The 18921-nt window shown below is 42.2% G+C and carries 16 protein-coding genes; 11 read left to right on the top strand and 5 right to left on the bottom strand.

The window, feature by feature from the left end:
• The first annotated feature begins 13 nt into the window (after positions 1–13).
• The 4 genes from AY606_RS00450 to AY606_RS00435 all read left to right on the top strand — a co-directional run bounded on the left by AY606_RS00450 (position 14) and on the right by AY606_RS00435 (position 5554).
• Positions 14–3196: an efflux RND transporter permease subunit gene (locus tag AY606_RS00450; RefSeq protein ID WP_067863130.1), complete on the top strand. Its 3183-nt coding sequence runs from the start codon at positions 14–16 to the stop codon at positions 3194–3196.
• Complete coding sequence (adeK, locus tag AY606_RS00445; protein ID WP_067863127.1) at positions 3196–4656, top strand: multidrug efflux RND transporter AdeIJK outer membrane channel subunit AdeK; 1461 nt, start codon at positions 3196–3198, stop codon at positions 4654–4656. The genes AY606_RS00450 and adeK overlap by 1 nt, the downstream gene beginning before the upstream one ends.
• A 103-nt stretch (positions 4657–4759) precedes the next feature.
• Positions 4760–5116 carry a YbjQ family protein gene (locus tag AY606_RS00440; protein ID WP_067863124.1) on the top strand — a complete coding sequence of 119 codons (357 nt, stop codon included), beginning with the start codon at positions 4760–4762 and terminating at the stop codon, positions 5114–5116.
• 3 nt (positions 5117–5119) lie between these two features.
• Positions 5120–5554 (top strand): YbjQ family protein, encoded by a 435-nt coding sequence (locus tag AY606_RS00435; protein ID WP_067863121.1) that lies wholly within the window; start codon positions 5120–5122, stop codon positions 5552–5554.
• A 236-nt stretch (positions 5555–5790) separates the two neighbouring features.
• On the opposite strand, the gene AY606_RS00430 is transcribed toward AY606_RS00435, so the two are convergent.
• Both AY606_RS00430 and AY606_RS00425 read right to left on the bottom strand, forming a co-directional pair.
• Positions 5791–6597 carry an SDR family oxidoreductase gene (locus AY606_RS00430; RefSeq protein WP_067863119.1) on the bottom strand — a complete coding sequence of 269 codons (807 nt, stop codon included), beginning with the start codon at positions 6595–6597 and terminating at the stop codon, positions 5791–5793.
• A 65-nt stretch (positions 6598–6662) separates the two neighbouring features.
• Positions 6663–7325, bottom strand: a complete 663-nt coding sequence (locus AY606_RS00425; RefSeq protein WP_067863116.1) for a hypothetical protein — start codon at positions 7323–7325, stop codon at positions 6663–6665.
• A 185-nt stretch (positions 7326–7510) separates the two neighbouring features.
• Between AY606_RS00425 and AY606_RS00420 the strand changes: the two genes are divergently transcribed.
• Together AY606_RS00420 and AY606_RS00415 are read left to right on the top strand one after the other, a co-directional pair.
• Positions 7511–10402, top strand: a complete 2892-nt coding sequence (locus AY606_RS00420; protein WP_067863113.1) for a valine--tRNA ligase — start codon at positions 7511–7513, stop codon at positions 10400–10402.
• Between the two features lie 23 nt (positions 10403–10425).
• Positions 10426–11421, top strand: a complete 996-nt coding sequence (locus AY606_RS00415; protein WP_249409192.1) for a DUF6414 family protein — start codon at positions 10426–10428, stop codon at positions 11419–11421.
• Between the two features lie 121 nt (positions 11422–11542).
• On the opposite strand, the gene AY606_RS00410 is transcribed toward AY606_RS00415, so the two are convergent.
• Positions 11543–11914, bottom strand: a complete 372-nt coding sequence (locus tag AY606_RS00410) for an endonuclease domain-containing protein (protein WP_067863110.1) — start codon at positions 11912–11914, stop codon at positions 11543–11545.
• A gap of 178 nt (positions 11915–12092) precedes the next feature.
• Positions 12093–13142, bottom strand: a complete 1050-nt coding sequence (locus tag AY606_RS00405) for a molecular chaperone DnaJ (RefSeq protein WP_067863107.1) — start codon at positions 13140–13142, stop codon at positions 12093–12095.
• Between the two features lie 267 nt (positions 13143–13409).
• On the opposite strand from AY606_RS00405, the gene AY606_RS00400 reads away from it, so the two are divergent.
• The 5 genes from AY606_RS00400 (at position 13410) to AY606_RS00380 (ending at position 17612) form a co-directional block, all read left to right on the top strand.
• Positions 13410–14087 (top strand): DUF421 domain-containing protein, encoded by a 678-nt coding sequence (locus AY606_RS00400; RefSeq protein ID WP_067863104.1) that lies wholly within the window; start codon positions 13410–13412, stop codon positions 14085–14087.
• Positions 14088–14425: 338 nt separating this feature from the next.
• Positions 14426–15376 carry a transporter substrate-binding domain-containing protein gene (locus AY606_RS00395; protein ID WP_067863101.1) on the top strand — a complete coding sequence of 317 codons (951 nt, stop codon included), beginning with the start codon at positions 14426–14428 and terminating at the stop codon, positions 15374–15376.
• 69 nt (positions 15377–15445) lie between these two features.
• The gene (locus AY606_RS00390; protein ID WP_067863098.1) at positions 15446–16189 is read left to right on the top strand and encodes an amino acid ABC transporter permease; all 744 of its coding nucleotides are present in this window, start codon (positions 15446–15448) and stop codon (positions 16187–16189) included.
• Positions 16189–16872, top strand: a complete 684-nt coding sequence (locus AY606_RS00385) for an ABC transporter permease subunit (protein WP_067863095.1) — start codon at positions 16189–16191, stop codon at positions 16870–16872. The genes AY606_RS00390 and AY606_RS00385 overlap by 1 nt, the downstream gene beginning before the upstream one ends.
• Positions 16873–16886: 14 nt before the next feature.
• The gene (locus AY606_RS00380) at positions 16887–17612 is read left to right on the top strand and encodes an amino acid ABC transporter ATP-binding protein (RefSeq protein WP_171255341.1); all 726 of its coding nucleotides are present in this window, start codon (positions 16887–16889) and stop codon (positions 17610–17612) included.
• Between the two features lie 56 nt (positions 17613–17668).
• On the opposite strand, the gene AY606_RS00375 is transcribed toward AY606_RS00380, so the two are convergent.
• Positions 17669–18403, bottom strand: a complete 735-nt coding sequence (locus tag AY606_RS00375; RefSeq protein ID WP_067863089.1) for a carbonic anhydrase — start codon at positions 18401–18403, stop codon at positions 17669–17671.
• Positions 18404–18921: the final 518 nt, after the last annotated feature.

Genomic DNA, 18921 nt, shown 5'->3' with positions numbered 1-18921 from the left:
GGGGTAGACGATAATGGCTCACTTTTTTATTCATCGCCCGATTTTTGCATGGGTGATTGCATTGGTGATTATGCTGGCGGGTATTTTAACCATCAGCAAAATGCCGATTGCACAATATCCGACCATTGCTCCGCCAACGGTTAGTATTTCTGCGACTTATCCAGGTGCATCTGCGGAAACTGTAGAAAATACAGTGACCCAGATCATCGAGCAGCAAATGAATGGCCTGGATGGCTTGCGCTATATTTCTTCAAATAGTGCGGGTAATGGTCAAGCTTCTATCGCCTTGAACTTTGAACAAGGGATCGATGCTGATATTGCCCAAGTTCAAGTCCAGAACAAATTACAGTCTGCAACTGCACTTTTACCTGAAGATGTACAACGTCAAGGACTTCGAGTAACCAAGTCAGGTGCAAGCTTCTTGCAGGTATTGGCTTTCTATTCACCGAATGGTGAACTGAGCGATGCCGACATTAAAGACTATGTGAACTCGAATATTTCTGAACCGCTCAGCCGCGTTGCCGGTGTCGGTGAAGTTCAGGTGTTTGGTGGTTCATATGCAATGCGTATTTGGCTTGATCCTGCCAAACTAGCCAGCTACCAGCTTTCTCCAAGTGATGTGGTAGCCGCCCTGCGCACCCAAAATGCACAGGTTGCGGTGGGTCAATTGGGCGGTGCTCCTGCTGTTGAAGGTCAGGTTTTAAATGCGACCGTAAATGCGCAAAGCCTGCTACAAACAGTAGATCAGTTCCGTAATATTTATCTAAAAAGTGCCGGTACTGGAGCAAAAGTAACTCTGGGTGATGTTGCCAAAGTTGAATTAGGCTCGGACAACTATCAGTTTACCTCTAAATTTAACGGCAAGCCTGCGGGCGGTGTAGCGATTAAACTGGCCACTGGTGCAAATGCATTAGATACAGCAACTGCGGTAGAAGAACGTTTAGTACAGTTACGTAAAAATTATCCCACTGGTTTAAAAGATCAGCTGGCGTTTGATACAACACCATTTATCAAACTTTCAATTGAAAGTGTAGTTCACACTTTAATTGAGGCAATTATCCTTGTGTTCCTGGTGATGTTCCTGTTCTTGCAGAACTGGCGCGCAACCATTATTCCAACCATGGCAGTGCCTGTGGTGGTATTGGGTACCTTTGCTATTATTAACTTATTCGGCTTCTCGATTAATACGCTGACGATGTTTGCCATGGTTCTTGCCATTGGTCTACTGGTCGACGATGCGATTGTGGTGGTCGAAAACGTTGAACGTATTATGGTGGAAGAACACCTCGAGCCTGTTGAAGCGACTGAAAAGTCGATGAGTCAGATCTCAGGTGCACTGATTGGTATTACCACGGTATTGTCCGCGGTATTCGTGCCAATGGCGTTCTTTAGTGGAACCACCGGGGTGATTTACCGTCAGTTCTCGATTACCTTGGTTACCGCAATGGTTCTGTCACTGATTGTGGCATTAACATTCACCCCCGCACTGTGTGCAACCTTATTAAAGCAGCATGATCAAGACAAAGAACAGAGCAATGGTTACTCTGCCCGTTTCTTCCGTGGCTTCAATAGTCGTTTCGACCGTATGGCGCAAGGCTACCAAAACTGGGTTGGAAAACTGCTGATTCATAAAATCATTGCCGGCGCGATTTATGCGGTAGTGATTGTCGGTCTGCTGTTCTTGTTCAAAAGCCTGCCAAGCTCATTCTTACCGGATGAAGACCAAGGTGTGGTCATGACGCTGGTTCAGCTGCCTCCAAATGCTACGCTGAATCGTACTGAAAAAGTCATTGACCAGATGACGAATTTCTTTCTGGAAAGTGAAAAGGCCAATGTCGACTCTGTCTTTAGTGTTGCCGGCTTCTCTTTCACCGGTGTTGGTCAAAATGCCGGTCTTGCCTTTATTAAGCTGAAAGACTGGAAAGAACGGACCAGTAAAGAATCTACTGTGGGTGCCATTATTCAACGTGGTATGGCGCTTAACGTGATTGCCAAAGATGCCTCTTATGTGATGCCTTTACAGCTTCCAGCAATGCCTGAACTGGGTGTTTCTGCGGGCTTTAACTTGATGTTGAAAGATGCTGCGGGTAATGGGCATGAAAAAATGCTGGCCGCACGTAACATGATCTTAGGAATGGCCGCTCAGGACAAACGTTTGGCCGGTGTCCGTCCAAATGGTCAGGAAGATACGCCACAGTACAAGATCTATGTCGATAATGAAAAAGCCAGTGCTATGGGCGTCAGCATTGCAGAAATCAACAGCACCATGAGTATTGCATGGGGTGGTTCATACATTAATGACTTCGTCGACCGTGGTCGTGTGAAGAAGGTGTATGTACAGGCCATTCCTGATGCACGAATGATGCCGGAAGATCTCAACAAGTGGTATGTACGTAGCAGCACAGGTCAAATGGTTCCGTTTTCATCATTTGCCACCGGTGAATGGACCTATGGCTCACCACGTTTAGAGCGTTATAACGGTATTTCATCAGTCAACATTCAGGGTACGCCTGCTCCAGGTGTCAGCTCGGGTGATGCCATGGCTGCCATGGAAGAAATCATTGCCAAATTACCTGAAATGGGTATGAACGGTTTTGACTATGAATGGACAGGTTTATCTTTGGAAGAGCGCGAATCTGGCTCACAAACGCTTGGCTTGTATGCACTTTCAATGCTGATTGTATTCCTGTGTCTTGCAGCACTGTATGAGAGCTGGTCAATTCCATTCTCGGTTATGCTGGTGATTCCACTGGGTATTGTCGGTGCAGTGGGTCTGACTTTCCTGGGTATGGTTCTGCTGAAAGATCCAAATCTGACCAATAACATTTACTTCCAGGTCGCGATTATTGCCGTCATTGGTTTGGCTGCAAAAAATGCGATCCTGATTGTAGAATTCGCCAAGGAACTGCAAGAAGATAAAGGCGAGCCTTTACTTGACGCAACCTTGCATGCAGCAAAAATGCGTTTACGTCCAATTATCATGACTACCCTAGCCTTCGGTTTTGGTGTACTTCCGCTTGCCCTTTCTTCGGGTGCAGGCGCAGGTAGCCAGCACTCTGTCGGTTATGGTGTACTGGGTGGCGTAATCAGTTCAACTCTATTGGGTATTTTCTTTATTCCTGTGTTCTATGTCTGGATTCGAAGTATCTTTAAATTTAAACCTAAAAAGCCAAATAATCAGGAGCAAACATCGTGATGCAAAAGGTATGGTCTGTTACAGGTCGTAGCATTGCGGTATCTGCACTTGCGCTTGCTTTGACAGCGTGTCAAAGCATGCGTGGGCCAGAGCCCGTCGCTCAAGCCAATATTCCAGAGCAAGGTTATCTAACCAGTAACTCTGGTCCTTCTATTGCTGAACAGGGTTATAAGGACTTTTTTGCCGATCAGCGCCTATTACAGGTGCTCGATCTGGCATTAGCCAATAACCGTGATTTACGTACTTCGACCTTGAATATTCAACGTGCGCAGCAACAGTATCAAATTACCCAGAACAATCAGCTGCCAACAATTGGTGCCAGCGGTAGTGTGCTGCGTCAAGATACGCTCAATACCAATGGTGCAATGACCAGTTACAATGTTGGACTGGGCGTAACTGCCTATGAGCTGGATTTTTGGGGTCGTGTGCGTAGCTTAAAAGACAATGCTTTAGATCTTTATCTGGCAACGTCGAGTGCACGTGATGCTACTCAAATTGCGCTTATAGGTCAGGTGGCTCAAGCCTGGTTGAACTATTCGTTTGCAAATGCAAATTTAAAACTTGCAGACCAAACCTTAAAAGCTCAACTTGAATCTTATAACCTCAACAAAAAACGTTTCGATGTGGGAATCGACAGTGAAGTTCCTGTTCGTCAGGCACAGATTTCTGTAGAAACTGCACGTAATGATGTTGCCAATTACAAGACTCAAATTGCGCAAGCACAGAATTTGCTTAACTTGCTTGTAGGTGAACCAGTTCCTGCAAACTTGTTACCGACTCAACGTGTAACACGTATTAGCAAAAGCAATGCCTTTAGTGCGGGTTTACCAAGTGACTTGCTGAACAACCGTCCTGATGTCCGTGCTGCCGAATACCAACTTTCTGCAGCGGGTGCCAATATTGCTGCAGCTAAAGCACGCTTGTTCCCGACCATTAGTTTGACGGGTAATGCAGGCTATGCTTCAAGCAGCTTAAGTGACTTGTTTAAATCTGGTGGATTCGTCTGGTCAATTGGTCCAAGTATTGATCTTCCAATCTTCGATTGGGGCACACGTAAAGCCAATATCAAAATTTCAGAAACAGATCAGCAAATTGCATTATCTGACTATGAAAAATCGATTCAGTCCGCTTTCCGCGAAGTGAATGATGCTTTGGCCGTTCGCCAAAATATCGGTGACCGCTTGGCAGCACAACGTCGTTTGGTTGATGCCACCAATACCACCTACCGACTGTCTAATGCCCGCTTCCGCGCAGGTATTGACAGTTACTTGACGGTACTGGATGCGCAACGTGCATCTTATGCAGCTGAACAAGGTTTATTGTTGCTTGAACAAGCCAACATGAATAATCAGGTTGAAGTGTATAAAACCCTCGGTGGAGGTATTAAAGCCAACACTGGGGATGTCGTTATACAACCAGCTTCTACTGCTGAACGTAAAGCTGAAAACAGCACTCAATAATATTTAACCATTGTAAAAAAGCCTGCACTCTGCAGGCTTTTTTATTGCTTTTTAAAGCATGATTTCCTATCTTCACTACAACCCCTTATTTGAATATTAAAAAATGCTTTTAAGTAATCTAGAATCTGTTCCGGGACATACCATTCTCCGTCAAGTTGATGTGGTCTATGGCAGCACGGTGCGTAGCAAACACGTTGGACGCGACCTGCTGGCCGGCTTAAAAAATATAGTCGGTGGTGAGCTGACGGCATATACCGAATTGCTTGAAGAATCACGCCAGGAAGCCATGAGCCGCATGATTGAGAAAGCAAAATCCATCGGGGCAAACGCAGTGGTCGGTATCCGCTTTTCGACTTCAAATATTGCCCAAGGTGCTTCTGAACTGTTTGTATATGGCACTGCGGTAGTGGTTGAAGCAAATGCACAAAATCTGCCTGATCCCTTCCCGACTCAAGGCTAAGCTATGGATGCCTTGATATTAAAAATTGTCATCTTTGTGATTTTATTTGCGATTGGCTGGGGCTTTGGTCGCCATGTAGAAAGAAAGCATTTAAATGAATTGGATGAACAAGAACAGCGGCTAGCTTATATCACGCTGGATAATAGTCGCTTTAAGACTTCAGCTCATGAGGGACAGTTGGTGAGCAGCAATGTCGTCATTTCACATGATTACTTCAAATATGTGATTGCCAATATTCAGAACTTTTTGGGTGGCCGTTTAACCAGTTATGAAAGCGTAGTTGAGCGTGCTAGACGTGAAGCTATTGTGCGTTTAAAACTGGAAGCTGAAAAAATAGGCGCATCGCATATTCTGGGCTTGCGATTGAGTACCACTGAACTGGGCATGCAAGGCGGGGTAGTAGAAGTATTTGCTTATGGAACGGCAATTAAACCTTAAATTTATAAAAATCTTCCTTTGCTCAAACCAAGAACTACAACTGCATAAGAGAGATTTTTAATAGCTCCTCCCTTTATGAAAGGTGACAACAATGTTGCCTAAGGGAGGGATTATATTTTCATAAAATCTACCTTCCTCCCCACCCTCTTCTACAGGTAGAGGGAGCATCCCTTTTGAGTTCAACTTCCACTCGATATACAAATATTTCTGCACTTTAAAAAGTGAGAAAGCTTTGCTTACTTCACCTTCATCTTGCGAATCATTTTATACAGTGTGGTTGGTGATAAACGCGAAACCAAAACACCAAGTTTTTCTTTAGTCCCCCCAACCACAATATATTCTTCATCATTCAGGAGGGATTTAACGACAGTTTTGGCAAATTCTTCAGGTTGCAAGCCATTTTCAATCGCTTCATCTTGATGGCCTTGTGCTTTGCCTTCGCCATTTAAGGCATTAAATGAAACATTAGTTTTAATAAAACCGGGGAAAATAACAGAAACGCCCACGCCTTCATCCGCCACTTCTGCTCTTAAGCTGTTTGCCCACATATGAATCGCGGCTTTAGCTGCTGAATAGCTTGCGCGGTATTGGGTTCCCAATAAACCTGCAACGCTGGAAACAAACGCAATTCGACCTGATTTTTGCTTTAAGAACGTCGGCAAAACGGTTTTGGTGAGGAACACTTGAGAGAAATAATCCACTTCCATAATTGCGCGTTCAGTTTGCATGGTGGTATCGGCAATTAAGGCACGCTGACTCAGGCCGGCGTTATTAATTAACCAGTCAATACGCCCTTTCTCATTTAAAACCTGTTCATATGCATGGCGAACTTGCGTTTCATCAGTAATATCGGCACTGATACAAATATGCTGATCCGGATTGACTAAACTTTGACGCACATTTTCCAGTTCATCCTTACGGCGGGCAGTAAGTACAATCTGTGCACCGTGTAAAGCACACTCCTGTGCTAGCGCCTTACCCAAACCTGAAGATGCACCGGTAATCCATACCACTTTATTGTCTAAACTGTTCTGCTGCGCCATCTTGTTGTTCCTCATTCCACTTATAGATTGATAATGTGTTGATACCTTAATGCATTGATACCTTATTAATGTTTTTGCTCGTGATTTAAAAACATCAGAAAATGATCAAAATAACGGTGGGTCATTTGTGAATCGTACTGTGTACCCAGCTTTTCTAAACGCTTATAACCCATCTGGGTGGTTAAATGAATCACCCCATTTAAGGTTTTATCGACCACCAAATTGAATTTCAATATGTTTTTAGGCTCACGAACCAGACTGGTCACCCCTTGATCGACCAACCGGGTAAATGCTTTTAAACCGGGCGAAACATAATGCGTATTACCCTGTTTCATTTGCTCTACACATTCCAGCAATTCCACCACCAAGACATGATCGACGCTATAAGAAATATAATTTTGACCATTTTTTTCATAGGCCTTATCTTTTAAATAATTCACCATCGGGACCAAGCGATCATTACCAAAGAATGAAACCGACCATGGCATATATTTGCGTACGGTATCTAAAATGTGCTGCACCATCTTTTCCGATTCCCGATCAGCCGAAGTCGATAACCGCGCAATTTCGCCAAATACCTGATCGACAATTTCACAGGAAATATCAGCCAAAACCTCACCTAAAGGTTTGGCTAGACTCTGACTTTCACCCTGATTCAATTGCTGATGAATCTGCTGAAAACGCTGATGGGTTTCCCGGGTTAATTTTAAAGAAATAAAATAGCTCATACCGATAATGTCCTTTTTAGAATTGTTATGCGACCATTCGCGCTGTTTTTATTCAACTCTTATCATAAGATCTTATTTAGTCTATGCCAATTGCATAAAGTTTGCATTTGGCGAAGCTGCCTCATTCGGTAATTTTTTTGCTACAATAGTCCTAATTTTTCATTCACTTTTGATCTGTTCTGACTATGACTGATTCTGCGCAAAATATTGCTACGACATACGATCCTACCGAGATCGAGAAAAAATGGTACAAGACTTGGGAAGAAAACGGCTACTTTAAGCCGTCTGAAAAAGGCGACTCTTTCTGTATCATGATTCCGCCCCCAAACGTCACTGGTAACTTGCACATGGGTCATGGTTTTAACAATGCCATTATGGATGCCTTGACCCGTTATAACCGCATGTCAGGTAAAAATACCCTGTGGCAACCGGGAACTGACCATGCCGGGATCGCAACCCAAATGGTGGTAGAACGTCAACTGGCTGCACAAGACATCAGCCGTCATGACTTGGGCCGTGAAAAGTTCATTGAAAAAGTCTGGGAATGGAAAGAACAGTCTGGCGGCAACATTACCAACCAGATTCGCCGTTTAGGTTCATCAGTAGACTGGTCACGTGAACGCTTCACCATGGATGATGGTTTATCGAATGCGGTGAAAGAAGTCTTCGTACGTTTACATAAAGAAGGCTTGATTTACCGTGGTAAACGCCTGGTGAACTGGGATCCGAAACTGCAAACTGCCCTGTCTGACCTTGAAGTTGAATCAGTAGAAGAAAAAGGTTCACTTTGGCACTTTAAGTATTTCTTTGAAGATAAAGATCTGCGCACCAAAGATGGCAAAGACTTCCTGGTTGTCGCAACGACTCGTCCTGAAACATTACTCGGTGACTCGGCTGTTGCGGTACACCCTGAAGATGAACGTTATGCACATCTTGTCGGCAAGAATATTGTTCTGCCAATTTCAGGTCGTTTGGTTCCTGTGGTTGCCGACGAATATGTCGAAAAAGACTTCGGTACAGGCTGTGTAAAAATCACACCTGCACATGACTTCAATGACTATGAAGTGGGTAAACGTTGCAACTTACCAATCATCAACATCTTCAATAAAAATGCTGAAGTGCTGGCTGAGTTTGAATACATTGCCAAAGCGGGCGAACAGATTTCTAAAACCATTGCTGCACCTGCAGAGTATATTGGTTTAGAACGTTTTGCTGCGCGTAAAAAACTGGTTGAACAAGCGGAAAGCGAAGGCTGGCTCGATCAAATCCAGCCGTATGACTTGAAAGCCCCTCGCGGTGACCGTTCAGGCGTGATCGTTGAACCGTTATTGACGGATCAGTGGTATGTGAAAATTGCACCACTTGCTGAACCTGCCATTCAAGCAGTGAAAGATGGCGACATTAAATTTGTGCCTGAGCAATACAGCAACATGTACATGGCCTGGATGAACAACATTCAAGACTGGTGTATCTCACGTCAACTCTGGTGGGGTCACCGTATTCCGGCTTGGTACGATGTAGATGGCAACATCTATGTGGGTCGTTCGGAAGCGGAAGTGCGCGCGGAAAACGGCATTGCGGCTGATGTAGAACTGAAACAAGACGAAGACGTTTTAGATACCTGGTTCTCGTCTGGTCTTTGGACGTTCTCAACACTCGGTTGGACTGGCGATGCCAAGAAAGATGCGGAAAACTATTTCCTCAATACTTTCCACCCAACCGATGTGTTGGTGACCGGTTTTGACATCATCTTCTTCTGGGTGGCCCGCATGATCATGATGACCATGCACTTCATGAAGAATGAAGATGGCACACCGCAAGTCCCGTTTAAAACTGTGTATGTACATGGTTTGGTACGTGATGGCGAAGGTCAGAAAATGTCTAAATCTAAGGGTAACGTGCTTGATCCTTTAGACCTGATTGACGGTGTAGATTTAGAAACTCTGGTACAAAAACGTACTACAGGTTTGATGAACCCGAAACAAGCGGCGAAGATTGAAAAATCAACCCGTAAAGAATTCCCTGAAGGCATTCAGTCTTACGGTACAGATGCAGTTCGCTTCACCTTCTGCGCACTTGCCAACACCGGTCGTGACATTAAATTCGACATGAAACGTGTTGAAGGCTACCGTAACTTCTGTAACAAAATCTGGAACGGTACACGTTTCGTTCTGATGAATGTGGAAGGTCAAACGGTTGGTCAAACTGCACGTCCTGATCTTTGGGAATTACCTGAACAATGGATCGTCAGCCGCCTACAAAAAGCGGAACTTGCTGTTCAACAAGCGTTTGCGACCTATCGTTTAGACTTGGCTGCACAAGCGATTTATGAGTTTATCTGGAATGAATACTGTGACTGGTATGTCGAACTGACTAAACCGGTTCTGAATGATGAAAATGTGGCTGAGGAACGTAAAGCGGAAGTTCGTCGTGTTCTTCTTGCGGTGATGGAAGCATCTTTACGTCTTGCGCATCCAATCATGCCGTACTTGACTGAAGAAATTTGGCAAACTCTTGCGCCGATGATTGGTTTGGGCGGCGAAACCATTATGACTGCGGCTTACCCTGTTGCTGACCCAGCGAAAATCAATGACCAAGCTGAAGCAGATATGCACTGGCTACAAGGTTTGATTGGTGCGGTACGTAACATCCGTGGTGAAATGGGCTTAGGTAATGCACGTTTACTTCCGGTATTGATGCAAAACATCACTGATGCTGAAGTGGCGCAAATTTCACGTATCGAGCCATTGTTTAAAGCGCTAGCAAAAGTGGAAAGCATTACTTACTTGGCAAATGACGAACAACCACCATTGTCATCTTCATCTGTAGTCGGTCATGCCTCTGTATTCGTTCCGATGAAGGGCTTAATTGACCCTAAAGCGGAACTCGGTCGTTTGCAGAAAGACTTTGATAAAGTTCAAAAGCAGCATGACCAAATTGCAGGCAAACTTTCGAATGAAGGTTTTGTGGCAAAAGCACCTGCTGCTGTGGTTGAAGGCGAGAAAGTTAAATTGGCTGAATTTGCTGATCAGTTAGTGAAGATTCAAGCGAATATGGATCAGATTGCAGCGCTTTAAGTGTTGTTAGTTTGATCTAATGTGTGTATAAAGGGCTGATTATTCAGCCCTTTATTTTTATAAATATGAAAGACTTATTAGAACCAATTTACCTAAATGAAAAAATGTTACTTAACTGTGCTGGGTATTTATTTGATGGAGTCGAAACATCTACTAATATTTCTCAGACGAATTCTAATCAATCAAATAATCATCTTAAAGGAACTGCTGTATTAGGAACTAATGGCATTCTAGAGTGGTTAGCAAAAGCAGAAGGCAACTTTGAAGGACAATTAGATAATCAAAATAATAATAATTACTCTAGAAGCTCAACCAAATATTTAACTTTGGGAGCTCTGCATATGAAAGTCCTAAAAGAGCTTTACCAACAAAAATTTGTTTATGAAATCAGCAATATATCAAATATTAAAAATGAGATTCCATATAAAAAAATTGAAGGAATTTTACAGCCAGTTGATTTCTTCGAGATTATTCAAATAATAAAATCATTAACACCACATTTTGAAACTATTTTTAATTTATTTGGCAATCAAATTTTTAATACACCTGTAACTTCACATAAAAAAAGTCCGGTGAATAATCAAGCTATAAATGCAAAAAATGGTATTCAAATTTTAACCGGTGTGATTAATGAACTGGAGAAAAATTATCTAGAGTCTAATTTACTTGAAATGATGATTCTAAATGAAGATGGTGAATGCATTGGAATCGTAGATTTAGATATTAACGATCAAGATCCAAAAAGAATTAAGGCTCAACTAACAGATGGATATTTTCATATTTATGGAAAAATTACAAAGATTGTTAGTCCAGATGGTGAAATTGATTTAATTCAGCGTAGCTTAATTTCTCCCTTACTTCGCATTCTTCAACATGGATTTGTTGCTTGGCAAGACCATCAAAAAGCTACCCAATTTTTATTAATCAAAGATATTATTATGGAAAAACTTAACCAAGTGTTGAGATTAAAAATTAAAGGTCCAGCTGTAAGAATTCGAGCCATGTCGATTTGCATCTAATCCATCACCCCAGCCCTCTCCCATAGGGAGAGGGAGCATTCTTTGTGAATTCACTTTTCATTTGATACGCAATGAAGTTCCCTCTCCTTTTAGGAGAGGGTTAGGGAGAGGTCTGCTTCCATTACTTATCATCTTTTAGTTTTAAGCAAATTTCCCATAAATTTTCTAATACGGAATCTACCTGATTCAAAACCTCATGATTCCAATACCGCACCACTTTTAAACCCAAAGCCTCTAAAAACTTACTTCGCTCAGCATCATATTCAATCGCATCAGCCGTACCATGTTGACCACCATCTAGCTCGATTACTAAGCCAATTTCATGACAGTAAAAATCCATAATATACGGTGCAATCACATGCTGACGACGAAATTTCAGATTCATAAATTGCTTAGCACGGAGTAATTGCCACATCAAATGTTCTGCATCGGTGGCAGATTGGCGCATGGATTTGGCGAAGAATAAAAGGTGAGGCTCGAGCTTTTTGTTCATAGGATTTTAGTTTTATTTTTTCTTTAGATTAGCAGAATTTATAACCTCTCCCTAGCCCTCTCCTAAAAGGAGAGGGAGCGTCCATTATTAAATTTATGTAGGTATAAAATCACTTGCTACTCCCTCTGCCTATGCGATGAGAAGCACTGCTTCGCAAGAGGGAGAGGTAAATAAAGAATTATAATGCCCCATTCTCCAACAACATCTCCAAACCTTTTAACCGACTCATATATTTCAACCGATCTTTTTCCCATTTCATTTGCTGTTTAATTGCTGCGGTATCTGCATCAATCTGCTTATACAGGTCGTTAATCTGAAGCTTCCCTTTGGACTTTTGCACTGCAATTTTGGCATTTTCTGTCCAGACCAATGAATCAATAATCTCATCTATTTGACTATCTAACTGCTGACTTTGTGCATTCAATGCCAGCTGATAAAACTTCACTTGATCTGCAGTTAAACCCTTTTGCCTTGTCCCTCTATTCTGCTCAATCTGTATTTGCAGTTTCAGTAAATAGAATAAATCCTGCTGCTTGTAAGCGGCATTGGCATGTTGCAGCATTTCTGTTTTTTCAATTTTTTTGCTTTCATCTTGTTCACGGTCAGGGTGAATGGTCGCTGCAATTTTCAAATAAACAGTTTTTAAAGATTGCTCTGCCATTTTCTCTGCTTGTTTGCGCTTCTCCTGTTGCCGTTTGAACTTGGCCTGTGCCCGTTGCTGTTCGTGCTGTGTACTGTCCCAATCCTCAAAGAGATCAAATGCTGTTTCCTCTTCATCTGAATCAATATCTTCAACGTTAGAATCCATTTCCACGAAAGGCTTTTTCTTGGTTTTCTTTGCGTTGGTATGCTCTGCATATTGCTGATAAAAAGTATCAATTTCATCGACTGTATTGGCTTGTTGCGCTGACAAGGCATTTGAATCTTTTAGGTATGCTGCAAGGTGCTGGATTTTTTCATCAAGCTGTACCATTTCTGCTTTTGAAAATTCACCGCCATGTAAGTGTTTCCATAGCTGTTCAAGCTGCTGAAACAATACAGTATGTAATTCGTTATAAGCAGGCATCAAGGTTTGACGTGCATATTGCTGAATGTCGTTTTGCGCTCTTTCCCAGGCTATCAGGTGTATTTTTTGCTGTTCGATTTTTTCAATCAGTCGATTGAGCTTTTTCTGTTGTGGTGAAAGCTCTGTATCTGGCTGAACTGTGGTTTTTAAATCGAAAGACATAGAGAGGAAAAAAGCAAAAGAAAAACTATAGCAATATTCCTGACTCAATGACAGATAACCGCAGACATTGTACAGCTAAGCAAAAGTTAAAAATGCACATTGAGTTATTGGATTATTCATTTTTTTATTGCGTAATACTGGTTATTTTAAGTTCAGTAAGTTGCTAAAATACTGGCAGTTCTTTACCTAAATATAAACATACATTCCGCTCTACTGGGGCATAGTATAAAGAGAATGATGAACCAATAATAAAAAGGAACGACATTGATGGATTGGGCAACTATCTTTATTCATGACACCACTTGGACCTTTGCCGCAGAAATCAGCATACGCGTAGTGCTTATGTTTAGCATGATCATGATCTTTCTGCGCCTAACCGGTAAACGCGGTATTCGGCAACTGTCCATTTTTGAGCTGGCAATTATTTTATCCCTCGGTTCCATTGCCGGTGACCCGATGTTCACTGAAGACCTGCCGCTGATTCAAGCCCTGCTGATTATGAGTATTGTGATCATCCTTTACCGTCTGACCACTTGGCTGATGATGAAATATCAACCTTTTGAAGACTTAATTGAAGGAACCTCGCTGTATATTGTGGAAGATGGCATGCTGGTTCTAGACAAGATTAAACGCGGAAAAATGTCGCATGATGAATTCTTTGCTGAAATGCGTCAGCAAGGCATCGAACATTTGGGTCAGGTGCGTGCCGGCTTGCTGGAAACCGACGGTGAATTTAGTATTTTATTGTTCAAACCAGAGGAAGTGCGTTACGGCCTGCCGCTCTTCCCCAAACAGTATCAGCAAACCACTCAAGTAAAACCGGAAATCTGCTATGCCTGCATGTACTGCGGTTATGTCGCTTATATTTCCAAGCCGGATCAGCAGTGTTCACGTTGTAAATGCTGCCGCTGGGCCAAAGCCATGAATGAGCAGATGCTCAGATAAAATAGTCTAAAAACTAAATAATTTTATCTTTTGTTCAAATGATGCCCTGTTAAACTTTAGTCGTGAGTCTGAAAATCAGACTCAATCTGGCATGTTTTCTGCTGCAGTTAAAGTCACGTGCTATACCGCTTTGGTCCTAAAAACTGGTTATTTCCTCAATATTTATCATTAACAAATTCTGCCAAAATTTTGCTTGAGCAATTGTTCAAAACTCGCTTAAGATGAAATCTGATGTATTTATATATACATAGAAAAAAACATCTTATGCATAAAAACTGGTGGCGTTCCACCAACAACTTAGCACTTGATGATAATGAAATAAAAAAGGAGTTTTATAGATGACCCATAAACGCAGCGTAACATCCCTACTTTGTGCAAGTGCACTCATGCTTGGCCTAAGTGCTTGTAGTGACAATAAGGCTCCAGCAGCGGGCGAAAAGGCAGCGGGAACCGGTTCCGATGCCACTACTTCAGGTACCCTCGATAAAATCAAAAAATCCGGCACTATTGTGCTGGGCTATCGCGACTCTTCCATTCCTTTTTCTTACATCGCAGACAACCCGAATCAGCCGGTCGGTTATGCACATGACCTGCAATTAAAAGTGGTAGACGCGGTAAAACAAAAACTGAATATGCCGGACCTAAAAATTCGCTATAACCTGGTCACCAGCCAGAACCGTATTCCGCTGGTTTCAAATGGCACGGTCGATTTAGAATGTGGCTCAACCACCAACAACAAGGAACGCCAGCAACAAGTCGATTTCTCTGTCGGTTTCTTTGAAGTCGGTTCCCGTCTGCTTACCGCCAAAGATTCAGGGGTGAAAGATTTTACTGACCTGAAAGGTAAAAAACTGGTAACTACAGCCGGAACAACATCCGAGCGTTATATCCGCCAACATCAGCAAGAACTTGGTATTGGTGAAATTATTTCTGCCAAAGACCATGCAGAGTCATTCTTGATGCTGCAAAACGGTCGTGCTGCTGCCTTTATGATGGATGACATCTTGCTGGCCGGTGAAAAATCCAAAGCCTCCGATCCGGATAAATGGGTCATTGTCGGCACCGCCCCGATTCATGAAATTTACGGCTGTATGATGCGTAAAGGCGACACCGGCTTTAAGCAAGTGGTCGATGATGCGATTAAGACTACCTATAGTTCGGGTGAAATCAACAAAATGTACGAAAAATGGTTCCAGCAGCCAATTCCACCAAAAAATATCAATCTAAACTTCAAAATGTCAGATCAGCTTAAAGCGTTAATTGCTAAACCGCACGATCGCGATCAATAAACTTTAAAACAACATACTTTCAAGATCAGGTAAACATGGATTTTTACCTGATTCTTCGGTGGAGTCACTATGAATTATAGTTGGAATTGGAGTGTTTTGTGGCAATCCACAGGGGTCGGTGGCAGTACCTATTTGCAATGGGTTTTAGTGGGTCTGGGCTGGTTGTTGGTGATTGCTTTTGTCGCATGGACTATTGCCATGGTTTTGGGCAGCATTCTGGGCATCATGCGAACCTTGCCGAATAAGACTGCACGTGCCATTGGTACAGGCTATGTCACCATTTTCCGAAATATACCGTTGCTGATTCAATTATTTATCTGGTTTTATGTGGTTCCCAATTTTTTACCAGCAGTCATTCGCGACTGGTGGATCAATGACCTAGGCGCCAACACCACTGCACTGATTTCAGCCAGTGTCGGTTTGGGTTTATTTACAGCTGCACGGGTGTGTGAACAGGTACGCACAGGCATTGAAGCCTTGCCGGTCGGACAGGTTAATGCCGGTTATGCCATGGGTTTTAGTACGGCTCAGCTCTATCGCTACGTGATTTTACCGCAGTCCTTTCGCACGATTTTACCTCCCCTCAGTTCCGAGCTGACCAACTGTGTCAAAAATACTTCCGTAGCATCATTAGTCGGTGTTGCAGAAATTATTTCCCAAATGAAAACCATCAGTGAATATACGCAAAATACCATTGAAATTTACACCATCGTGACCGTGATTTTCATTGTGATTAATGTCTGCTTAATCTCGGCGATGACCTTGCTGGAAAAGCGCTTATATGTGCCCGGTTTAATTGCAGGAGGTAAATAATGGAATGGCTCTCTGCATTTTTAAATGACTTGCAACTCTCTGCTCCTGCCTTATGGCATGGCTTTAGTATCACTTTAAAAGTGGTCTGTATTGCAACCGTCGGTGGAATTTTAATTGGCACCATACTGGCTTTAATGCGCTTGTCTTCGATTAAAGTTTTTAACTTTATTGCACAAGGGTATGTGAACCTGTTCCGCTCCATTCCTTTGCTGTTGGTGCTGATGTGGTTCTACTTTGCGGTGCCTTTTATCTATACCGCAGTCACGGGGAATTACCTGACCATTGATACTGCATTGGTCTCCAGTATTGTGGCCTTTATGCTGTTTGAAGCCGCCTACTTTTCTGAAATTGTACGTGCCGGCATTCAGTCGATTTCGCGTGGACAATCCGCTGCAGCTTCGGCTTTAGGCATGAGTTATGGGCAATCGATGCGTCTCATCATCTTGCCGCAAGCCTTTCGTAAAATGACCCCTTTACTGCTGCAACAAACCATTATCTTATTTCAGGATTCAACCATGGTCTATGCCATTGGCCTACTGGACTTTTTCAGAACCAACTATGTCCGGGGTGACCTGATGTCATTGCTGACCCAGTACATTTTATTTGCAGGGTTGGTATATTTCACCATTAGTCTTTTGGCCACCTATACTGTTAAAAAATTACAAAGAAGGTTACACGTATGAATGATAACAAAGTGATGATCGACATTCAGAACGTGAGTAAATGGTACGACAAATTTCAGGTACTCACAGATTGCAGTACGCAAATTCGTCAAGGTGAAGTGGTGGTGGTCTGTGGTCCTTCGGGTTCAGGGAAATCCACATTAATTAAAACGGTAAATGGTCTGGAAGCCTTTCAGCAAGGCAACATCACGGTCGATGGTATTTCCATTAAAGATCCAAAAACCAATTTAAACCTGTTGCGCAGTCGCGTCGGCATGGTATTTCAGCATTTTGAACTGTTTCCCCATTTGAGCATTACTGAAAACTTGACCATTGCCCAGATTAAAGTTTTGGGACGTTCGGAAGCAGAAGCTAAGCAAAAAGGTTTGGCTTACTTGGACCGTGTTGGACTCAGTGCTCAGGCAGATAAATTCCCTGCACAGCTTTCTGGCGGACAGCAACAACGTGTTGCCATTGCCCGCGCCTTAAGCATGGACCCGATTGCCATGCTGTTTGATGAACCAACCTCCGCGCTTGATCCTGAAATGATTACAGAAGTATTAGACGTGATGGTAGGTCTGGCTAAAGAAGGCATGACCATGATGTGTGTCACGCATGAAATGGGCTTCGCACGTCAGGTGGCCAACCGTGTGATCTTTATGGATCAGGGCAAAATTGTAGAAGATTGTACCAAGGATGAATTCTTTAATAGCCAACGTGGTGAACGGGCGCAACAATTCCTAAATAAAATTTTGCACTAAATATATCAGCATTTAAAAAAGCAGATCAAATGATCTGCTTTTTTATTGGAATGAAATTATTCAAGCACTAAGCGTGCATTGGTCGGTTGCACAGGACGATTATTCGGATGTTCCATCAAGCTTGAAAATATCTGAATCTGTTGTTTTGATGCCTGTTGAATATCTTTAAGTACAATCCAGCGTACCCCTTCTGAACACGGCGGCGTAGTCAAAGAACCATTAAAACGATAGTAATCTAATTTTACAGGTAAGAATGCTGTAGCTAAATCTTGATGTTTCAGCTGTACGGTATTGCCTGATTTTTTCGGTAATTCTTTCCACAGTTGTTTCAGCTTTTTATTTTCCTCACCTTCTTCAAACATTACTGCGACCACGGCTAACTCGTCTTGTTCAGTGACGTGCACAAAATGCATTTCCATGGCAAAGCTTTTTGCTTTAATGGTATGTTCGCTCGGACTATGTAAATGGAACTGTTTGAGATGAAATACTTTCTGCTCTAATTCCAAGGTACTGCCTTCGGAAAAATTGATTTGTACGGTACGTTGATTATTGATAATCGTGTCTGCTTTTGAACTGTAATTCAATTTTAAAGCCGGTAGTTGTGCGGAGATGGTTTGATCAATATTAATCGGTGCTTGATTCAGCCCTTCGCAGGTTTGGTACTCAGGTTTGATTTTGCTCCATTGTTCAGGTGCAGTCTCTTTAGAATAGCCCCAATCAAATTGAGTTCCTTCTGCTGCAAATGAATTAAAACCAACCAATGCCAGTAATGCGAGCAAACTCCGTTTCATCTTTAAACCTTAAAATACAATATAAAATGAGCACTTATCTTCTAGGGTTGCAACTGCGATATCAAAACTAAAGCTACCAATTCATTATAGGTTTTGTATCCCATATTGTTTAATTATTCACCTTATCTACTTTAAATATGCTCAGTTTAGCTCGCGTGTATTAGCATCTATACCCTCCTCGATTTAGCTTGAGAATGAGCAAGAATTTTCCAAACGCAGCATCATAGATTATAAAATCAGCTAGAATTGCTTTATCAAAATGCATTTATGCCTTTATCTTTAAATTATTTTTAATAGTTAAAATTAATTACATTGCCACTATTCAGTGCTCTGCAAAAAAACTGAAAAAATAGTAAAAATAATAAAATCTAAATTTAATCTAATAATCATATATTTATTTATACTTTAATTTAACCATTTTGCCTCATTTTAGTGCATCAAATGCATCTAAAAATAATACTTTGCTTTATATCGAGTCTTGAGCATTTTTTTAAATGAATGATCAATATTTCCCTTTT

Origin of the sequence: Acinetobacter sp. SFB (assembly GCF_001647545.1) — a bacterium.
Classification (GTDB): Bacteria; Pseudomonadota; Gammaproteobacteria; order Pseudomonadales; family Moraxellaceae; genus Acinetobacter.
The sequence above is the reverse complement of the archived record's forward strand: the minus strand, read 5'-3'. Positions and strand labels throughout refer to the sequence as shown.